At 60.1% G+C, this 18,595-nt stretch carries 9 protein-coding genes; 3 read left to right on the top strand and 6 right to left on the bottom strand.

Going from position 1 to position 18,595, the window contains the following annotated elements; genetic code table 11:
* Window positions 1–35 precede the first annotated feature (35 nt).
* The 6 genes from ACW9HX_RS03030 to ACW9HX_RS03005 form a co-directional block, all read right to left on the bottom strand.
* Window positions 36–1,364 (bottom strand): sigma-54-dependent transcriptional regulator, encoded by a 1,329-nt coding sequence (locus tag ACW9HX_RS03030; protein WP_457379452.1) that lies wholly within the window; start codon window positions 1,362–1,364, stop codon window positions 36–38.
* The gene (locus tag ACW9HX_RS03025) at window positions 1,364–3,124 is read right to left on the bottom strand and encodes a sensor histidine kinase (protein ID WP_457379451.1); all 1,761 of its coding nucleotides are present in this window, start codon (window positions 3,122–3,124) and stop codon (window positions 1,364–1,366) included. The genes ACW9HX_RS03030 and ACW9HX_RS03025 overlap by 1 nt, the downstream gene beginning before the upstream one ends.
* Window positions 3,125–3,210: 86 nt before the next feature.
* On the bottom strand, window positions 3,211–6,051 hold the full coding sequence (locus tag ACW9HX_RS03020; protein WP_457379450.1) for an RHS repeat-associated core domain-containing protein: 2,841 nt from the start codon (window positions 6,049–6,051) through the stop codon (window positions 3,211–3,213).
* Window positions 6,038–8,821 (bottom strand): RHS repeat-associated core domain-containing protein, encoded by a 2,784-nt coding sequence (locus ACW9HX_RS03015; protein WP_457379449.1) that lies wholly within the window; start codon window positions 8,819–8,821, stop codon window positions 6,038–6,040. Before ACW9HX_RS03015 ends, ACW9HX_RS03020 begins: the two co-directional genes overlap by 14 nt.
* Window positions 8,818–13,320: a SpvB/TcaC N-terminal domain-containing protein gene (locus ACW9HX_RS03010; protein WP_457379448.1), complete on the bottom strand. Its 4,503-nt coding sequence runs from the start codon at window positions 13,318–13,320 to the stop codon at window positions 8,818–8,820. Before ACW9HX_RS03010 ends, ACW9HX_RS03015 begins: the two co-directional genes overlap by 4 nt.
* Before the next feature lie 153 nt (window positions 13,321–13,473).
* A complete protein-coding gene (locus tag ACW9HX_RS03005) occupies window positions 13,474–14,997 on the bottom strand; it encodes a fumarate hydratase (protein WP_007960181.1) in 1,524 nt (507 codons plus the stop codon).
* A 523-nt stretch (window positions 14,998–15,520) separates the two neighbouring features.
* Here ACW9HX_RS03005 and ACW9HX_RS03000 point away from each other — a divergent pair.
* From ACW9HX_RS03000 to ACW9HX_RS02990, 3 genes are read left to right on the top strand one after another with little or no spacing between them, the layout of a single operon-like run.
* Complete coding sequence (locus ACW9HX_RS03000) at window positions 15,521–16,627, top strand: diguanylate cyclase domain-containing protein (RefSeq protein WP_457379447.1); 1,107 nt, start codon at window positions 15,521–15,523, stop codon at window positions 16,625–16,627.
* Window positions 16,620–17,555, top strand: coding sequence for an iron-sulfur-binding ferredoxin reductase (locus tag ACW9HX_RS02995; protein WP_457379446.1), 936 nt, complete (start codon window positions 16,620–16,622; stop codon window positions 17,553–17,555). Before ACW9HX_RS03000 ends, ACW9HX_RS02995 begins: the two co-directional genes overlap by 8 nt.
* Before the next feature lie 29 nt (window positions 17,556–17,584).
* Window positions 17,585–18,334: an enoyl-CoA hydratase-related protein gene (locus ACW9HX_RS02990; protein WP_457379445.1), complete on the top strand. Its 750-nt coding sequence runs from the start codon at window positions 17,585–17,587 to the stop codon at window positions 18,332–18,334.
* Window positions 18,335–18,595 lie beyond the last annotated feature (261 nt).

The raw sequence follows: 18,595 nt of genomic DNA, 5'->3' as shown, positions 1-18,595 counted from the left end.
TGGATTTCAGCCACACCAAAAATCTCCAGCCGAACTCAATCAGCCAAAAACATCTCCCGACTCAACCCATGCCGCTGCATCTTTTCATTAAACGTGCGCCTCGGCAGTTGCAGCTCCTCCAGAACCGCTTTCACATCCCCCTTGTGCCGTGTCAAAGCAGCCCGTAGACACTGAGCCTCAAACGCCTCTTGCTGCGCCGCCAGTGACTGGCCCGGATCGATGCCCTGCACCGGTTCGTCCAGCCCCAGCACCTGCCGTTCGGCGACGTTCGCCAACTCGCGAACATTACCCGGCCAGTCATGACTCAGCAGGTGGCTCAATTGCGCACCACTGAGCGGCGGAAAAGTCCGGCCCAATCGCTGGGCGGCACTCTGGGCGAAGGATTCGAACAACAACGGAATGTCTTCCCGACGATCCCGCAGCGGTGGCAGACGCAACTCCGCCACGTTCAGGCGATAGGCCAGGTCCTCGCGAAAACGTCCGGCCCGCGCTTCATCCAGCAAGTCGGGTTTGGTCGCCGCGACGATCCGCAAGTCCACCCGAATGCTCTGGTTCGACCCCAGCCGCTCGAGCTTCTGCTCCTGCAACACCCGCAGCAGTTTCACCTGCTGGGCCAGCGGCATGCTTTCGATTTCATCGAGAAACAACGTGCCGCCATCGGCGTATTCGAGTTTTCCGATGCGCTTGCCGGAGGCCCCGGTGAAGGCGCCGCTTTCATGCCCGAACAACTCGGCTTCGAACAACTGCTCGGGGATCGCCGCGCAGTTCAGTGCCACGAACGGTTTGTCGGCACGCGGGCCGAAGTCGTGCAGGCAGCGGGCGACCAGTTCCTTGCCGCTGCCGGTTTCGCCACGGATCAGCACGTTGACCGGCAGCGTCGCCAGATCCAGCACCTGCCGGCGCAAGGTCTGCAAACCACGGGACACACCGAGCAACGTTGCATCGAGTCTGGCGCGGTTGTCGGCCTGTTCGTGCAGGGCGCGGTTTTCCAGCACCAGGCGGCGCTTTTCCAACGCCCGGCGCAGGCTGCCGAGCAAGGTCTCGGGGCTGAAGGGTTTTTCCAGAAAGTCGTAGGCGCCGTCGCGCATTGCTTCGACCGCCATCGGCACATCACCGTGGCCGGTCAGCAGAATCACCGGCAAGTCGGCATCCCGGCGCTGCACCTCGGCCAGCAGTTCAAGACCGCTGAGGCCGGGCATACGCACGTCGCTGACAATCACTCCGGCAAAATGCGCGGGCAGCGCCGTCAGGCATTCCTCGGCGCGGCTGAACAGCTGCACCTCGAACCCGGACAGGCTCAGCCATTGCTCGACGGCACTGCGGATACTGCTTTCGTCATCGACCACCATCACCGCATTGAGCATCAGATGTGCGCCTCCAGATCGATCGGCAAGGTCAGGCTGAACACTGCGCCGTTGTCGCCATTCTCGGCGCTCAGGCGTCCGCCGGATTCGTGGACGATGGCAAACGACACCGCCAGCCCCAGACCGAGGCCGTCACCCACCGGTTTGGTTGTGAAGAACGGATCGAATACCTGACCCAGATGTTCTTCGGCAATGCCGCCGCCATTGTCGATGACGCTCAGGCGCCACAGTTGCTCGTCGGCTTCCAGGCGGATTTCCAGACGCTTGCAAGGCTTGCCCTGCATCGCATCGAGGGCGTTGCGCAACAGGTTGATCAGCACCTGTTCGAGGCGGATCGCATCGCCGCGCACCCAGGCCGGACGCGTCAGATGCAGCACGAGACTGACCTGTTCGTCGCGCATCCTTGCATCCAGCAATTGCAGGGCCTGATCGACCACCGTCGCCAGATCCAGTCGCTCGCGCAAACCACTGGGGCTCTTGCGGGCGAAGGTTTTCAGGTGGCCGGTAAGGGCGGCCATGCGTGTGAGCATTTCATCGACCGGTTTGAGCGCCTTGTAGGCGTCATCGACCCGACCGTGATCGAGCAGCAGCCTCAGAGTTGCAAGCTGCATGCGCTGGGCGGTCAGCGGCTGGTTGATTTCGTGGGCCAGCGCCGCCGACATCTGCCCAAGTGCCGCCAGTTTCGCCGACTGCACCAGACCCTCCTGGGCGGTGCGCAGGTCGCGGGTGCGTTCCTCGACCAGTTGCTCAAGTTCTTCGCGGCTGCGCTGACGCATCTTCGCCAGGCGCCAGCGCTGGTTGAGGAACAGCAACAGGAACACCAGCGCCAGCCAGACACCGGCGGCGGCGAGTCCGGCATTACGCTGGTCTTCGAAGGACAATTGCGGGCGGCGCAGCAGGTGCAGGGTCCAGCCTTCGGCGGTCAGCGGCAGCGATTCCCACAGGTAATCGGCTGTGCCCTGCGGGCCTTCAACGCGACGCAGATCACTGTTGTCGTCGAAGCGCTGCAGCGACAGATGAGTCAGCGGTACCAGCGACTGTTTGTCGTATTGGCGGGTGGCCTTGATCTCTTTGTAATCGGCCGGGCTCAGCGGGTGCAGCAGGCGATAGCGCCAGTCGGGCTGGTTGGCGATGAAAATGATCCCGCGCGCATCGCTGACCAGCAGGGTGTCATTGCCCTGGCTCCATTCGCGTTCAAGCTCCGGGAACTCCAGCTTGACTACCATCGCCCCGAGAAACTCGCCGTTGTCGCCGAGCACCGCGCTGGACAGGAAATAACCGGGAATCCCGCTGGTCACGCCGACCGCATAAAAACGCCCGGCGCCCTGAGTGCGGGTCTGACTGAAATAGGGGCGAAAGCCATAGTTGTGACCGACGTAACTGCTGGGCAGACGCCAGTTGCTGGCCGCCACCGCAAGGCCGGTGTGATCGAGCAGTTCCAGGGTCGAGGACTGCGCGGCACCGTTGATCTTTTCCAGCTTCAGATTCAGCGCCGCCTGCTGTTCGGCATCGACGGAACCTGCCAGCGCCGCACGCAATTGCGGGTCCAGCGCCAGCACGGCGGGCAGGGCGCGGTAGCGGTCGATCAGGGTGTGCAGCGAGTTGGCGTACAGCGCCAGTTGCTGATTGGCCCGGGCAGCGTCTTCCACCAGCGCCTGGCGTTCGGCGTGACGGATCGCAAGCGTCGCTGCGAGGGCGGCGCCGGCGATGATCAGCAGGGTGTACATCGACAGGCGCAGGGTACGGGAAGTCGGCAGCATGCTGGGTTAACGGGTGGCAGGTCGGGCGGGCACGATAGCATGCCGCCGGGTAATGCCAGTGCTATCGCGGCACAAAAACCGTGTGTTCACGCAACCGCCTTCTGGCTGCTCCGGTGGTTTCGAACAGCGTTGGCCAGACCGTGGAGAAGCCCCGTGATTTGTCCCGTTTGCTCATCTAGATCGTCAAGGTCGACCCCTCCGATCGTGTTCGTGGAGAGTGCATTTGCAAACTCATGGATCGTGGCGTTGCTGGACTCGATCGCTCCAGCAAGTCCAAGTATCTGGCGTTCGAACTCGAGCATTTTGTCGCCCGACTTGTCGGATATCGCTCCCAATGTTTCATCCACGATTTCCGGTAATCCCAGCAAAACCGCGCCCCCCGTGCTTATGGCGCTTACCGCTTCGGAGGGCATAGAGGTCAGCGTTGACTTCAAAATATAACCGGAAGCCTGGGTGGCGGCCTCCTTGGAAAACTTCAGCAGTGATTTCTGGCTGGTCGGCGCCATGTTCTGATATTTGGCTTTCAGGTATTCAAGCGGTTCCATCTGCTTGTATTCGGCTTTGCGGATGATTTTGTTTACCGTCAATTTACTGGTCTTCAAGTTGACCGATGCGCTCATGCCTGTTCTTTCGGCGATGTAATCGACCAAGGAGCTGACCCCCACTTTCGCCCCGATACCCAAGCCTGCTCCCACCACGTTGCCCACGCCGGGAGCTACAATCCCCAATGCCTGAGCGCCCAATCCGACGCCGATGCCGACGCCAAAACTGATGAATTTGCCTATCACCAGGACCATGGCTCTACGGGTCGCTGCCAGGGCTACATCACTGCCTGAGCCCATTCTGTCGAGTTGACTGGCGGCATCGCGCGCACGTCCCTTGGTGATTCCGAGGATTTCGATGTGGCGTGTCACCTGTTTGCTCAACTGATCTTTCATGTGACGTGTCGCGATGGCTTGCCTGTTTTTGGCATAGCTGGTGTTTTCCGAGGTAATGATCCGATCTACGCCGGCGTTGAAATCTGCCACGGTGGGCCATTTCACTTTGCCTTCGCCGTTGACATCGACGTGACCGATCGGGTCGTTCTGCACGAAGGCGTACAGATTCAATCCATCCACATCATATGCCGGATCCGCGCTGATCCAGCGTCCCAACCACGGCGCGTAATAGCGGGCACCGTAGTAGTACAGACTGGTGACATCCATCTCCTTGGCTGAGTAACGCACGGTTTTGTAAGCGACCTCCAGGGCGGAGAGTTTTGTATAAAAGGCGGTAACTCCGAAGGGTAAATAGCCTTCATCGCTGATTAACTGCGCCCGGGCATCCAGCTCCTTGACCGCCGATCTCAAATGATCGGCCAAGGTGAATCGCAGCTGATCAGCGCCGATGTTCGCCGGATCTTTCTCCCAGTGCAGGCAGCGCGCGCCGCCGGGGCCGATGTCCAGGGTGATGACGTGCAGTTCTTCGCCATTGTCTTTGGTGCGGATCTCCACTCCCGGCAGATAGCGGACCTCATGGAAGTGGCTGACTTTTGTGGTGTGTGTCTCGTGGCGTTTATAGACCCGTTCGCCCTGGCTGTAGCCATAAAATTCTTCGTCGTTGGCGCTTCTGCCGTTGCGGCTGACCAGAGTGACTTTTTCCAGTTCGCCTCGGGTGTTCCAGTTCATGGGGACACCGGATTGCAGAGCCTGCAGATTGCCGGCCAGGTCGAACAGCCTGGCGAAGTCGGGTGGCGGATCACCGGGTTTCCAGCGCACACCCCGGTTGCTGGCGAGGTCGATGCACATTTCGACGGTATGGTTGGCGCCGTCGCGCGCGTGGGTGGTTTTGACGAGATTGCTGCCTTTGTCGTAACCGTAGGTTTCGGTGTAGTTGCGTCGGTCGTCGGGATTGGTTGGTTGTGGCGGGCCGGGGTTGTCCTTCGGCGGTGCATCGCTGTAACCGGTGGCGCGGATCAGCCGGTACATCGAGTCGTAGCTGAACTCGCGATGACCATCGACCCGCTGGTTACGAAAATACGTCGGTGTGAAGGCGTGATCGAGAATGCGGGTGATGTTGCCTACCGGGTCGTATTCATACTCGAAATCCTGAAGCGTCTCCCCCGACGCTTTCTGCGCGTAGTGGCGGCGCAGGCGGCCGTCGGCGGGCCGGTAGTGCCAGCGGCTGATCACGCCATTGCCGGCCTTTTGTTCGATGATCTGTCCGGCGGCGTTGTACTGAGCACCGATCAACACGGGTTGCCAGTTGGACTGGCCGTTGATCTGAAGTTGCGTGTGTATGAGTTCCCCGGCAACGTCATAAGTCGATTGTTGTTTGTGGCCGGCAGCGTCGATCGTCTCCAGCACCGTGCCCAGCGGGCTGAACGTGCGACCGCTGACAAACGCTTTGCCATCGAGAAAGGTTCGGGTCTCGCGCAGTGCCGGGCCGGTCAGAGCGTAGCTGTGCAGCTTCAGCGAGCCCGATGAATCTTCCAGCTCGATCATCTGACCGCGCAAGTTGTGACCGGGATCCTCGGTAACGTCGGCGTAGGTCATGTTTTCCACGCCGGTTATCGCGTTTACATCGAGCCTTACCACCCGCAATAGATCATCGAAGGTTGTGCGCCAGTGATTGCCCCGCGCATCCCAGCGTTGCAGTTCTTCTCCGGCAAGCCCCGGCAAGATCAGATTCCGGCCGGCATCGACGCTGTCGACCTTGAGAGGCTGATCGCTCAGCCCGAATGCGTTCACAAGGTTGGGCACGGACAGCCGCGGGTCCTGCTGCTCGACCAGGCGCCCGGCGGTGTCGTGACGCAGGCGGGTGATGAGCGCTTCCACCGGGGCGCCGGCGACAGAGCGCAGATACGCGACCTGACGAACCGGCAGGCCTCGCCCGTCATTTACGATGAGCGAGGGGGTGTGTCGGTGGACTGAGCTATCTGCCGCCATTGTTCCACCAACTGACTACCCCGGAGCGTGGGCGCGAAGGAGCTATTTTTATATCCGCATACTGGCGGTAGCGTTTGACGGTGGTGCGGGTTTCATGAAGGCTTTGCAGTGCCTTTTCACGATATTTTGCTATGTCGGATCGACTGACCGCTCTGCTATCGGATGCCCCCACTTTGCCGAGACCGATATCAGCAAAGTAATCCAGATTGCTGGCATAAAACTGGCCGACGCCCATTTCCTCAAATGTGGCGTCGGCGATGTCTGCGGCTTTGATAATTGATTGTTCGAGGTTGTCGAGTAACGCGTCATAGGCATCCAACTCGAAAGCGGTCAATTGCTCTTCGGCCTTGGTGGCGTCCTTGGCTACGTGCATGAGTTCGAAAATTTCCGATACCCCAGGCAATATTGCACCTCCTCCGGAGTCTCGAGCGACGCTGAACAAAGCCCTGATATTCTCCGACCGTTCTTGCCACGTTCCTGGATTGACTGTGAGTCTATCAAGTGGGCCGGCGGACGTTCCGCTGCTTTGATTCCGGATAGAGCCGGGTTCCAGATTCGCATGCCTTGGCAAAATCGCTGCGTTCATCTGGAGTGGGGACAGTTTTTTTTCGTAAGCCCCGACGGTTCGGTCAGCCGTGAAGTTCCCCAATGACAGCCCTTGCAGTTCGCCAGGAACTGTACTGTTACTGAACGCATCACTGGTTGTGGCCAAAGCGGAGAAGAAACCAACAGTAGCCCGGCCAGCAAGGTAAAAAAGATTTTTGACTACCTTCAATCGAAACGTTGTCGGCGAAGTCAGATCGACAAACTGTTGGTTTACTTCGTCCAGATTCTTCTGCGCAGTGGATAAGTAATTTATTTGGTTACTGATGATCCGACGTTGCTCAGAGGGTTTTCTTTGAGTGCCACCATCATCGAAGTAACTCATCGGATTGTTCCCGACAAACGCATACCGATTTGACCCATCCACATCCCCCCTCGGATCGGCGCTGATCCAGCGACACAGCCACGGCGCGTAATGTCGTGCCCCATAGTAAATGAGTCCGGGGATGTCTGTTTCGTGGCCCGAGTAGCGAATGAACTTGTAATCCACCTCGATCTGCGAGCTTGCCGCCAGCGTGGTCGTGGCGCCGTAGGGAGAATAGGTCTCCTTGCTGATCAACTTCGCTGAAACATCCAGCTCCATCACGGTCGAGCCCAAATTGTCTGCCAGGGCGTAGCGCAATTGATTGTTCGCGATCCCGTCCGGCTTTTTGTTGACCCAGTGCAGACAAGTTACGTGTCCGACGCCGGTCGGAATGGTGATGTGGTGCAAAAGTTCGCCGTCGTCCTTGCTGCGAATCTGCAGGTTCTGCAGGTAGCGAACGTCCACAAAGTGGCTGACTGTCCGGCTGTGGGTTTCTAGTCGTTTGTGTACGCGTACGCCCTGGCTGTATTGATATCGCTCGGTATCAGGGGGGCCACTGGCGTGTTCGACCAAAGTCACCGATTGCACTTGATTGCGGCTGTTCCACTGGATCGGCTGGCCACGCTGGCGGGCTTTCAGGTTGCCGGCGGAATCGAACTCGGTGTCGATGTCTGGAATCGGATCGCCTTCTTTCCATCGCACTGCACGATTGCTGCGAGGGTCGACGAACATCCTGTAATGGTAGGTGTTCTCGTCGCGAACATGGGTCAGACAGGTCAGATTCCCGCCTTCGTCCATGTCATAGGTCTGGACATAATTGCGCCGGTCATTGGGGTCGGTTGGCTGTGGTAGGCCCTGATTGTCTTTGGGCGGCGCATCGTCATGGCCGGTGGCAAGGGTCAGACGCGACAGGGAGTCATATTCGAACTCGCGATCACCGTCGACCCGCTGGTTACGAAAGTAGGTCGATGTGTAGGTGTGGTCACGAATGTGGGTAATGTTGCCCATACGGTCGTTGCTGTATTCGTCATCCTTCAGCGCCTGTCCAGAAGCTTTTTGCGCGTAGTGTCGGCGTAGCTGTCCGTCGGCCTTGTCGTAAACCCAACTGCTGGTGACATCGTTTGCGCTTTGTTGCTCGATGACCTTTCCTTCGGCGTTGTATCGCATGCCCTTCAATATTGGCTGCCAGGCTTGCCCCTTGATCTGCAGTTGCACCTGGATGAGCTGTCCGGCCACATCGTAAGTCGATTGTTGCTTGTGCCCGCCTGCATCGATGCTCTCGAGCACCGCGCCGAGCGGGCTGGTGACTTGCTGACTGGTGTACGTTATGGCGTCTGTGAAGGTGCGGGTTTCACTCAGTGGCTGGCCGGTCAGTGCGTAGCTTTTGTATTCGACCGAGCCTGATGCATCCGTCAGCCTGGTCAATTGCCCACGCAGGTTTTGCCCGGGATCGGCTGCCGCCGGGGCATAGGTGAATGTTTCGATATCCGCCGCACTGTTCTCTTCAAGTCTGACCAGGCGTAGCTGGGGATCATGAATCATGCGGCGATGATTGCCGTTTGCGTCCCAGGTCTGCAGGGGTTCTCCAGCAAGTCCAGGCAGGCTGACGTTCACGCCGGCATCGACGTTGGTCGTCTTCAGCGGCTGGCCGTTCAGCGCAAACACGGTGACGGTATTGGGTATGGCCAGACGCGGGTCGTATTGCGCCACCGGCTGTCCGGCAACATCATGTTGTTGGCGAGTAACAAGCGCCTGCACGGCACCGCCGGCGACCTTGCGCAAATATTCGACCGTTCTGATGGCATCGCCACGCGGGCCGGTGACGGCCAGCGACGGCGTGCGCCAATGCACGCTGGTGGTCATGACTTGACCTTCTTCGCCGGTTTGGCGGGCTGTCTGGCAGGCTTGGCAGGCTTGGCAGGCTTGGCAGGCTTGGCAGGCCGGGGCGGTGGCGTGGCGTCGTTGTCGTTGAAGTCGAAGCTGAGCTTGAGCCACGGATGAAGGATGTCGAACGCCAGATGGCCCAGTGCATTGATCGTCTGGATTGGCCGCCCTAAAGCGTCGTAGAACATCCGGTCGTGGTAGCCGTGCTCGCGCATGGCGCTGTCGTTGATGCAGCGATGGGTATCGAGGAAGTAGGGGCGGTAGACCCGGATGGGCTCGCCCTTGTGGTTGTATTCCATACGACGTTGAACACGCCAGCGCCGAGCGGCCGGCCTCTCGATCGGATTTTTATCGGCATCGGTCTCGAGTTCGTCCTCGGGTGTGCCCACAAAGGCATCGCCCGGCGGGACAAGCTGCTTGCTTTGCAACTCGCGGCCAAAGCCGTCGAAGTAAACGATGATCGTATGAATCAATTGCAGCAGATCGTTGTGATAGCGGTCGGCGGTATGACTGAGACTGTGTACCGGTTGCCGTGGGGCGGTGCGGATGATCTTGAGCAGGGTCTGTTCGCTGGCCGTGCGTTTTTTTCGCTGGTTCAGCCAGCGCAGGGCCGAGGCGCGGATGCGTCCGTCGGGCAGGATCAGCCCCTTGGCGATCCATTCCTTTCTCTTGAGCGGCAGCGTTTTGGGCGGGAGCAATGGCATCCAGCTGCGCAGCTCGGTGCGCACCACACTGGCGGCAGATGCCAGCACTTCTTTTGAATTGGCGAGGGCGTACTCGACGCTCGGGTCCTTCTGGCTGGGGTACTCGCTCAGAGGTTCGAAGCCGACAGACAGCCCATTTTCGGTGCCATGAAAACTCTGCGCCATGGGTTGGCGATCCGGGTCATAGAGCACTTCCTGGATATTGTCGTTGGCGTCCTTGATGCTCAGAGGCTGGAGCGTGTGGGGGTCATAGGTGACCGTCGTCGTGCAGCCATCCGGCAGGGTGATGGCAATGACCAGCAGATGGTTTGCATCCCAGGTGATGTGCGTCACGCCATGGCTGGCGGTCTGCTGCACCTCGGTGACGTGGTAGAAACCGTTGGCATCGGCGTAGGTGAAAAAACCGCTCAGTGCCGACCACAGGTTTTTCTGTTCATCTTCATCCGGGTCTGGGGGCAGGAACAGGTGCATGCATTTGTAGCCGATTTTCTCCAGCTCATCCCGGATGGCGAACGGCGGTGGAACTCCGACGTACGCCTCCAACGCTTTTTTGTCGAACACAGCCTGCTCTGTCGGCCCCGGCAACGGTGGGTACAGGATCTTTTCGTCGGCGTCTTTCAGATACGTGTGTTGCGAGAGTGATGTCAGTTCGCGCAGGGCATTCCATTCGGTACTGGCTTGATGCAGTTCGAGTTTTTCAAAACTGATATCCGCCGCTCGCATTCCAATCGGCAGTGTGCCTCTGGGCAACTTCAGCGCATTGGTGCGTTGGCGCGAGGGCAGGCCGAGCAGCCAACGGCCGTCATTGATCAGGTGAATGAATTCGGCAAGGATTTCCGTCAGATAAAAAAACCGCTGTTGTTCATCGTGGCTGTCCTTCCAGGCTTGTACCAGATCCTCACGATCGAAGGGCGGTTCATCCTCGCCGCCAAGACGGCGTGCACAGGCGATCGTAAAACTGTGAGTCAGTTGACCGAACTTGTCCCAGGCCACATTGACCACATGCTGACACTGCGGGTCATCCATGAAGCGTTCGTACTGCTGGCTGCGATTTTCCAGTTCGAGCACAAGCACACTGGACGGATTGTTATTGACCTTCCGAACCAGGTAGCGAGATTCGCTCAGGGAGAACAGGGGGGCCGGGGCGGGGTCGTCAGCCTGACACACCTCAGTGCGAAGCAGTTTACCGGCCAGGGCGTAGACGATTTCGGCGTTGTCGTCGGCCTGGCTTCGCTTTCGAATTCGCTCTTTACGGCGTTTTGCATCGTACGTTGTAACGAGGGTGCGCCCAAGTGGTGTGATTTTATCGTCGAGCTCGCAGACATTCCTCAAGACGATATCGATGTTTCTACCGGTATGAAACCATCGGGTTACTCGACTCGGCGCCGTTTGACCTTCTTCGGCTTTGCCAGGTTGCAGTTCACTGTCGATCTGACAGACCTGGCCAAAACCGCGGAATTCGCGTTCGATACCGTCGTAGTAACCCTCGAAATACTTGTGGTACTGCATCAGGTAATTGCCGGTGATTTCATCGTCCTGGCGCAACCAGTCGAGCACCATCTGAGGAAACGGCAACCGGCAGACCGGGCGTTTGCGGGCCATCAGCAACTGGCGTTTTTCATCCAGCCAGCTTTGCGCGCTGCTGCAATAATGCAGCGTCGCGCTGTAACCCATGTTGTTGTTGCAGCCGGTGAGCAAATAGGGCCGTTCACTGACGAAGTGATACACCCAGTGCTGCGGCGTCATGTGGGGCACGGTCAAGAGCATGCTCGCGCAACCAATGCCTTGCAGGTCGGCGAAGGTCACCTGGCAGAGATTGTCGTAGCGTATGCCTTCGGGCCACGGGACGCGAACCGGTGTTGATGCGAGGCCGTTGCCACCGTGGTTGAACCAGATCTCGAAGTAATCCGAAGACAGATAAATGAAGGCCGGGGCGCCGGAGCCGTCCAGATCGGCGATGCGTACCCTGTCGGCATCGAATTTGTCATGGTCGAACGCCAAGTCGCTCAGTTTGAAGCTGCTGCGAAAGTGCCCATGGCCTTGGCTGATCCAGCAGCGAATCTCATCGTGGCGTATCCGGCACAACTCGGTTCCGCTGGCACCCATACCGCCAAAAAACACCAACTCGCTGCGGGTATCGCCAAACAGCGGCAACGGGTCTGCGTCGTGGGGCACTTGCTGGCCGGGTGCAAACCCCTGATCCCTGCGGTTGGCGTAAAACCGCACACTCTTCGGACCGATCAGCGCCAGGGATTGCAGGCCGTCGCCACTCAAATCGCCCATCTGCGCCAACGGATGGAAGAACTCCAAGGGAAACCGGTTGAACGGCTTGAACAGCGACCAGGTGCCATCCGGGTTGAATGTGTAATAGCCGCTGCCGCCGGGTTGCGCGACGATCCAGTCCAGGCATCCGTCACCCGTCAGGTCTGTGAGGATTTGCACCACCGGCTTGCTGGTGTCGGCGTTCGGGATCATCGGCAGCAAGGTCCAGGGGCCGTAAACGATTTCGTCCGTGTCGGGAGTGCCGCGCAAGGGCTCTCGGTAATACCAGGCGTTGTCGTACTGGCAGAGAAACCCGGGCACGCCTTCGCCATAAAGATCGACGCAATGGTACGGTTGACCGTCGTTCAGGCCGGGCATGTGGTCCAGTGCCAGGAAAGGCTGGGGGACGGTGTTGAGAACGAACGGTTTATAGAAGTATTCAAGCGGGGGGACGTGTTTGACGTGACCCGCCGCGTCGTAACTCATGTAGTGCGCGGCTGTCAGGTGGTTGTATTTGAGCGGCGTGGTTTCGTGTTCGAGCACCAGGCGATCGACCAGCACAGGGGTGGGGCCGAGGTGGATGAACGACAGAAATTGCTTGCACAACCGTCGGCTGCCGAGCTCGAAACCGTAGTTGTACATGCGAGACGGATCCGTGCGCGGCGGCCATTTTTTTTCGTCCGGAGCTAGATAGGGTGGAACGGCTTCCCGTCTGGTAACGCGTTCGCCGTAGTCCACGATCAGACGAAAAATCCAGTCCAGATCCTGCGGGCTCTCATGTTCAAGGCACAACAGATCGGCACTGGCGGTCTTGTTGCCATAACAGATCTGCCGCAGGTAGCGCTGGGCCGAATAGTCGAATCGCGGATCAGGGTCTGTGTCGTCAGTCTTGTATTCGTAGACGATGTGCTCACCCGCGGCATTCATGATTTCCACCAGTAGCCACACCGCAATGTGGGTCGGGGCGTCAGGATCGTGAATGCACGAATCAAGGGTGTTGCCGTAGCAGTGCTGTGAGCCGTCGGGATACATGACTATCCAGAAGGCGTGGCCGTCGTCATTGGTCCAGAGCTCGTAGCGAGCGAAGGTACTTTCCAGACGAGGGATATAGCGCACCACCGAAAACTTTCTGGCTTGCCGGCCTTTGCCGCGAGTGCGCCGGGTCGACTTGATCTTGCCGCGCGTCGTCCGTTCGGGCTGAAGGTCGGTGCCGTCGGCCTGCATGACTTCGTGCTTCTCATACTTCGGAGTGCCCGTGCTGGTCTTGCGCGAGATGGTGGCCAGCGATAGACCCCAGCCGAGGCCGTATATGCCGTTACCCGAATTGCTGTCATAGCCCAGTTGCAGGCCTGGCGTCAGCGTGCGACCCGAGGCTGTGAGCTGCGGTATCGGCAATGAGTAAGTCCGGTGCCCGGTCGCACCGATCTCCCCCCAACTGCGTCCGTTCGTTGCAATGGACGCTGTCTTGGCGATGGAGGGTGGAGTGACAAGCGCATCTGCATCAAGGGCCATGGCAACGCAACCTGTAAACGTCAAGATTCCACGCTAGCAGAGGTCATTGGGCGCGACACCTGTCAGATCTGACAGGTGCCGACTGGCGGCGGGCGAAAAAAAAACCGGGCGGTCATTGCTGACCGCCCGGTTTTTCACAAGCAGATGAAGCGCTTACTGCACTTCAACCGCCAGGCTTTCGCTGATCTTCTGTTGCCAGATCGCAGGGCCGGTGATGTGGACCGATTCACCTTTGCTGTCCACCGCGACGGTGACCGGCATGTCCTTGACCTCGAACTCGTAGATCGCTTCCATGCCCAGCTCGGCGAACGCCAGCACCTTGGACTTCTTGATCGCCTGCGCCACCAGGTAAGCGGCGCCGCCGACGGCCATCAGGTACACGGCCTTGTTGTCCTTGATCGCGTCGATCGCGGTCGGGCCGCGCTCGGACTTGCCGATCATGCCCAACAGGCCAGTCTGCTCGAGGATCTGACGGGTGAACTTGTCCATCCGCGTAGCGGTGGTCGGGCCAGCCGGGCCAACCACTTCGTCACCGACCGGATCAACCGGGCCGACGTAGTAGATGAAGCGACCTTTCAGATCAACCGGCAGGGTTTCGCCCTTGTTCAGCATCTCGACCATGCGTTTGTGCGCGGCGTCGCGACCGGTGAGCATCTTGCCGTTGAGCAGGACGGTTTCGCCCGGCTTCCAGCTCTGCACGTCTTCCGGCGTCAGGGTGTCGAGGTTGACGCGACGGGCCGACGGACCGGCTTCCCAGACGATTTCCGGGTAGGCGTCCAGTGGTGGCGCTTCCAGCGAGGCAGGGCCGGAACCATCGAGCACAAAGTGCGCGTGACGGGTGGCGGCGCAGTTCGGGATCATGCACACCGGCAAGGAGGCCGCGTGGGTCGGGTAATCCATGATTTTCACGTCGAGCACGGTGGTCAGGCCACCGAGGCCCTGGGCGCCGATGCCCAACTGATTGACCTTCTCGAACAGCTCCAGGCGCATTTCTTCGATGCGGTTCTGCGGGCCACGGGCTTTCAGCTCGTGAATGTCGATGGATTCCATCAACACTTCCTTGGCCATCACCGCGGCTTTCTCTGCGGTACCGCCGATGCCGATGCCCAGCATGCCCGGCGGGCACCAGCCGGCGCCCATGGTCGGAACGGTCTTCAGAACCCAGTCAACGATCGAGTCGGACGGGTTGAGCATGGCCATCTTCGACTTGTTCTCGGAACCGCCGCCCTTGGCCGCCACGTCCACTTCCACGGTGTTACCCGGAACGATGGAGTAGTGGATGACCGCAGGGGTGTTGTCCTTGGTGTTTTTACGAGCGCCCGCCGGGTCGGCGAGGATCGAGGCACGGAGGACGTTTTCCGGCAGGTTGTAGGCGCGGCGCACGCCTTCGTTGATCATGTCGTCCAGGCTCATGGTCGCGCCATCCCAACGCACGTCCATGCCCACTCGCACGAACACGGTCACGATGCCGGTGTCCTGGCAGATCGGCCGGTGGCCGGTGGCGCACATGCGCGAGTTGATCAGGATCTGCGCCATCGAGTCACGGGCCGCTGGCGATTCTTCGCGCAGGTAGGCTTCGTGCATCGCCTGGATGAAGTCCACGGGGTGGTAGTAGGAAATGAACTGCAGGGCGTCGGCAACGCTCTGAATCAGGTCGTCTTGCTTGATCACGGTCATGAGTCGCGCTCCTCTAAAAGACGGGAACATTCAATAAGGTGCCTGCGGCTTGGGTGCATCGGTCGGTCGCAGACACCTTTCAAGGCACGCCGGGGCTGCTGGCGCGACGCTAAAAAGGCGCGGCAGTATACCGCGCCTCCCCGGTGGTGACACGCGCCGGTAGTCATTCGTTGGTCGCATGGTTGGGGGAAGATTTGGCGATCGGTTTTTCACCTTCTGACCGCTGCCCTCACCCCAACCCTCTCCCGGGGGGAGAGGGAGCCGATTTGTACAGTGTTCGAAATCGGCGTTTGACGCGATATTTCAGGATGCCGAAATCCGACAAAATATCACGGTCAGTCCCCTCTCCCTCCGGGAGAGGGCTAGGGTGAGGGCGCTTTTGGCGGTACGTAGCGGTCATGGCTTTGACGCCAATTATCCGGCCCGAAAATCAATGGTCATTTATCGACTGGGCCACTAAAGTGGCAGCCGGTCTGTAGAGTAGGACACTCGGTCAGCCTCTTATCGCACGGTGAGTCAACGATTGACCCATAACGCCATTCAACGTCTTTTGCTTAAACGCTTCGCCCTCGCTGCAGCCACCTATGGATTGGCCTTGCTGCTGCTGTGGCTGGCGTATTTCACCGGACATTACGAAGATTCGCTGACCGGCGTCGCCGTTGGCAGCGCCCTGGTGGTCATCAGCCAGGCAATCCTGTTCGCGGTGTTTTTCTCAGGCGCCAACCTGCGTTTTTCCGATCCGAGCCTGACCGAAGCGCAAGTGCTCCTCGGCCTCGGCTGGCAGACGTGGTTGATCGCGCATCTGGAAGAAGCCCGGGGCGAGTTCCTGGTCTTCTATGTGTTGATCCTGCTGTTCGGCTTGTTCCATCTGTCGCGGCGGGCGTTCGTGCGCTGCGCGATGTTGGTGTTCTTCAGTTTCTGCGCGATCACGCTGTGGGACGGTTACCACTTCCGCCTGCACGACCCGGCGCTGTCCGCGTTGCAGGCATGCATCCTGCTGATCGTACTGGCATGGCTGGTGATTTACGCGCGATTCGTCCAGACCTCGCGGCAACGTATGCGTCAGCGCCGGTTTGCCTTGCAGGCGCATCAGGACACCCTGCGCGGGATGATGCGTCAGCTCGAAGATCTGGTGGCCACCGATGAATTGACCGGGCTGTTCAATCGCCGACATTTCCTGCGCCTGGCCACCCGCGAATTGAACGCGATGGAAGCCGACGTGGTGCATGGTCTGGCGCTGATCGACCTCGACCACTTCAAACGCATCAACGATATACACGGGCATGCGGCTGGCGATCAGGTGCTGCAGGCTTTCGCCGGGGTGGCCGGTGCTTGTCTGCGCGACGGCGACGTGCTGGCGCGTTATGGTGGTGAAGAATTCGTTGTGCTGCTGCCTGATTGCAATGCCGAGCGGCTGACCGCCTGTTGCGAACGCCTGCGCATTGCCTTCACCGACGTTGAACTGGTGGGCCTGAATGTGAAAAACCTTAGCCTGTCCGCAGGCATGACCCTGCTGGAACTGGGCGATGATCTGGACGACGCCTTGCAGCGCGCCGATCAGGCGCTGTACCGGGCCAAGCGTGACGGGCGCAATCGCTGCGCGGCGGCATGGGAGAACGTCGATGCCTGAAGTGCGGGTCGGTGAACGGCAGTGGTCGGTGGCGGCGGGCAGCAACCTGCTCGATGCCCTCAATCAGAACGGCGTGGCGGTGCCTTACAGCTGCCGCGCCGGCAGTTGCCATGCGTGCCTGGTGCAATGCGTGCAAGGCTTGCCCGCCGACAGTCGTCCGGATGCCCTGAGTGCCGAACAGCGTGATCAGGGCTGGCGCCTGGCCTGTCAGTGTCAGGTCATCGAAGACTTGCAGGTACACACGTTCGATCCCGTCACCGACGGTCGCCCGGCCACGGTCGAAGCGCTGGACTGGCTCAGCGACAGCGTGTTGCGGCTGCGCCTGACACCCCAGCGACCGTTGCGCTACAGCGCCGGTCAGCATCTGGTGCTGTGGGCCGGTCACATTGCGCGGCCGTATTCGCTGGCGAGCCTGCCGGAAGAAGACCGCTTTCTTGAATTCCACCTCGATTGCCGCGAGCCCGGCGAGTTCAGCGATGCTGCGCGCCGCTTGCAGATCGGCGACCCGATCCGCCTCGGCGAATTGCGTGGCGGTGCGCTGCATTACGACCCTGACTGGCACGACCGGCCGCTGTGGTTGCTCGCCGCCGGCACCGGGCTCGGCCCGTTGTTCGGGGTGTTGCGCGAAGCGTTGCGTCACGACCATCGGGGCGCCATCCGCGTTATTCATCTGGCCCATGACGCCGACGGGCATTACCTGGCCAAACCCCTCCAGGCACTGGTCGCGCAGCGGGAAAACCTCAGCGTCGAACTATGGACGGCGGCCGAGTTGCCGGCCGCTTTGGCGCAACTGCGCCTTGTTTCCCGACAAACCCTGGCCTTAGTCTGCGGCTCGACGGCCAGCGTCGACGCGTTTGCCAAACGTCTTTTCCTGGCCGGACTGCCGCGCAATCAACTGCTGGCCGATGTCTTCCTGAGCCGTGGTTGAGCGCTGAATTTTCAGACGCGAGACACGCCATGCCCGAAGCCATCCTGCTGCAACGCGAACGCGGTTTGCTGACCCTGCGCCTCAATCGCCCGGACAAGAAAAACGCCCTGACCCGCGCCATGTACAGCCAGTTGGCCGACGCGCTGAAACAGGCCGACAGCGACCCCGAAATCAACGCCGTGCTGATTACCGGCAGCGCCGAGTGCTTCACCGCCGGCAACGACATCGCCGACTTCATTCAGCAACCGCCGAGCGACCTCGACAGCCCGGTGTTTCACTTCATGCTCAATCTGCTGGAATGCCGCAAACCAGTGATCGCCGCCGTGGCCGGGGCGGCGGTGGGGATTGGTACGACGCTGCTGCTGCATTGCGATCTGGTGTACGTGGCGCGGGATGCGCGGTTGCGCATGCCGTTCGTCAATCTCGGGTTGTGCCCGGAATTCGGCTCCAGCCTGATCCTGCCGCGTTTGCTCGGGCAGGCCAAGGCATCGGAATTGTTGCTGCTTGGTGAAGGTTTCACCGGTGAGCAAGCGGCGCAATGGGGGATCGCTACCGAGGCGCTGGGCAGTGGCGAAGCCGCGTTGGCCAGGGCGCGGGAGATGGCGCTGCGGTTTGACGAGTTGCCGGCCGAAGCGGTGCGGATCAGCAAACAATTGATGCGGGCGCCGGATCGCGAGTTGATTCGCAAGGTGATTGAGGAGGAGGGCGCGCTGTTCACCCAGCGGCTGAGGTCGCCGGAGGCGTTGGCGGCGTTGACCGGATTTATTCGCCGTCACTAGGAGCAGCCCTCACCCCAACCCTCTCCCCCGAGGGAGAGGGGGCCGACCGAGGAGTTTTGGCGTTCTACATCGACCTGCCAATTCAAGTTGAACTCAGGATCTACAAGCGCCGTAATCAGGATTCGGATCGAGTCGAACGCCTATTTTGAAAGGTCCCCCGATCGGCTCCCTTTCCCCCTCGCCCCCCTGGGGGAGAGGGCTGGGCGGGCGGCGTTCCGATGAGGGGGTAGGATCTTAAGCCCAACACATAATCCAACCCAG

Source organism: Pseudomonas sp. SDO52101_S400 (assembly GCF_054071635.1).
The sequence above is the reverse complement of the archived record's forward strand: the minus strand, read 5'-3'. Positions and strand labels throughout refer to the sequence as shown.

What these genes read in the sequence shown, in the direction of transcription:
- ACW9HX_RS03030 (WP_457379452.1), bottom strand. Translation starts at nt 1,364, where the DNA reads ATGCTCAATGCGGTGATGGTGGTCGATGACGAAAGCAGTATCCGCAGT.
- ACW9HX_RS03025 (WP_457379451.1), bottom strand. Translation starts at nt 3,124, where the DNA reads ATGCTGCCGACTTCCCGTACCCTGCGCCTGTCGATGTACACCCTGCTG.
- ACW9HX_RS03020 (WP_457379450.1), bottom strand. Translation starts at nt 6,051, where the DNA reads ATGGCGGCAGATAGCTCAGTCCACCGACACACCCCCTCGCTCATCGTA.
- ACW9HX_RS03015 (WP_457379449.1), bottom strand. Translation starts at nt 8,821, where the DNA reads ATGACCACCAGCGTGCATTGGCGCACGCCGTCGCTGGCCGTCACCGGC.
- ACW9HX_RS03010 (WP_457379448.1), bottom strand. Translation starts at nt 13,320, where the DNA reads ATGGCCCTTGATGCAGATGCGCTTGTCACTCCACCCTCCATCGCCAAG.
- ACW9HX_RS03005 (WP_007960181.1), bottom strand. Translation starts at nt 14,997, where the DNA reads ATGACCGTGATCAAGCAAGACGACCTGATTCAGAGCGTTGCCGACGCC.
- ACW9HX_RS02995 (WP_457379446.1), top strand. Translation starts at nt 16,620, where the DNA reads ATGCCTGAAGTGCGGGTCGGTGAACGGCAGTGGTCGGTGGCGGCGGGC.
- ACW9HX_RS02990 (WP_457379445.1), top strand. Translation starts at nt 17,585, where the DNA reads ATGCCCGAAGCCATCCTGCTGCAACGCGAACGCGGTTTGCTGACCCTG.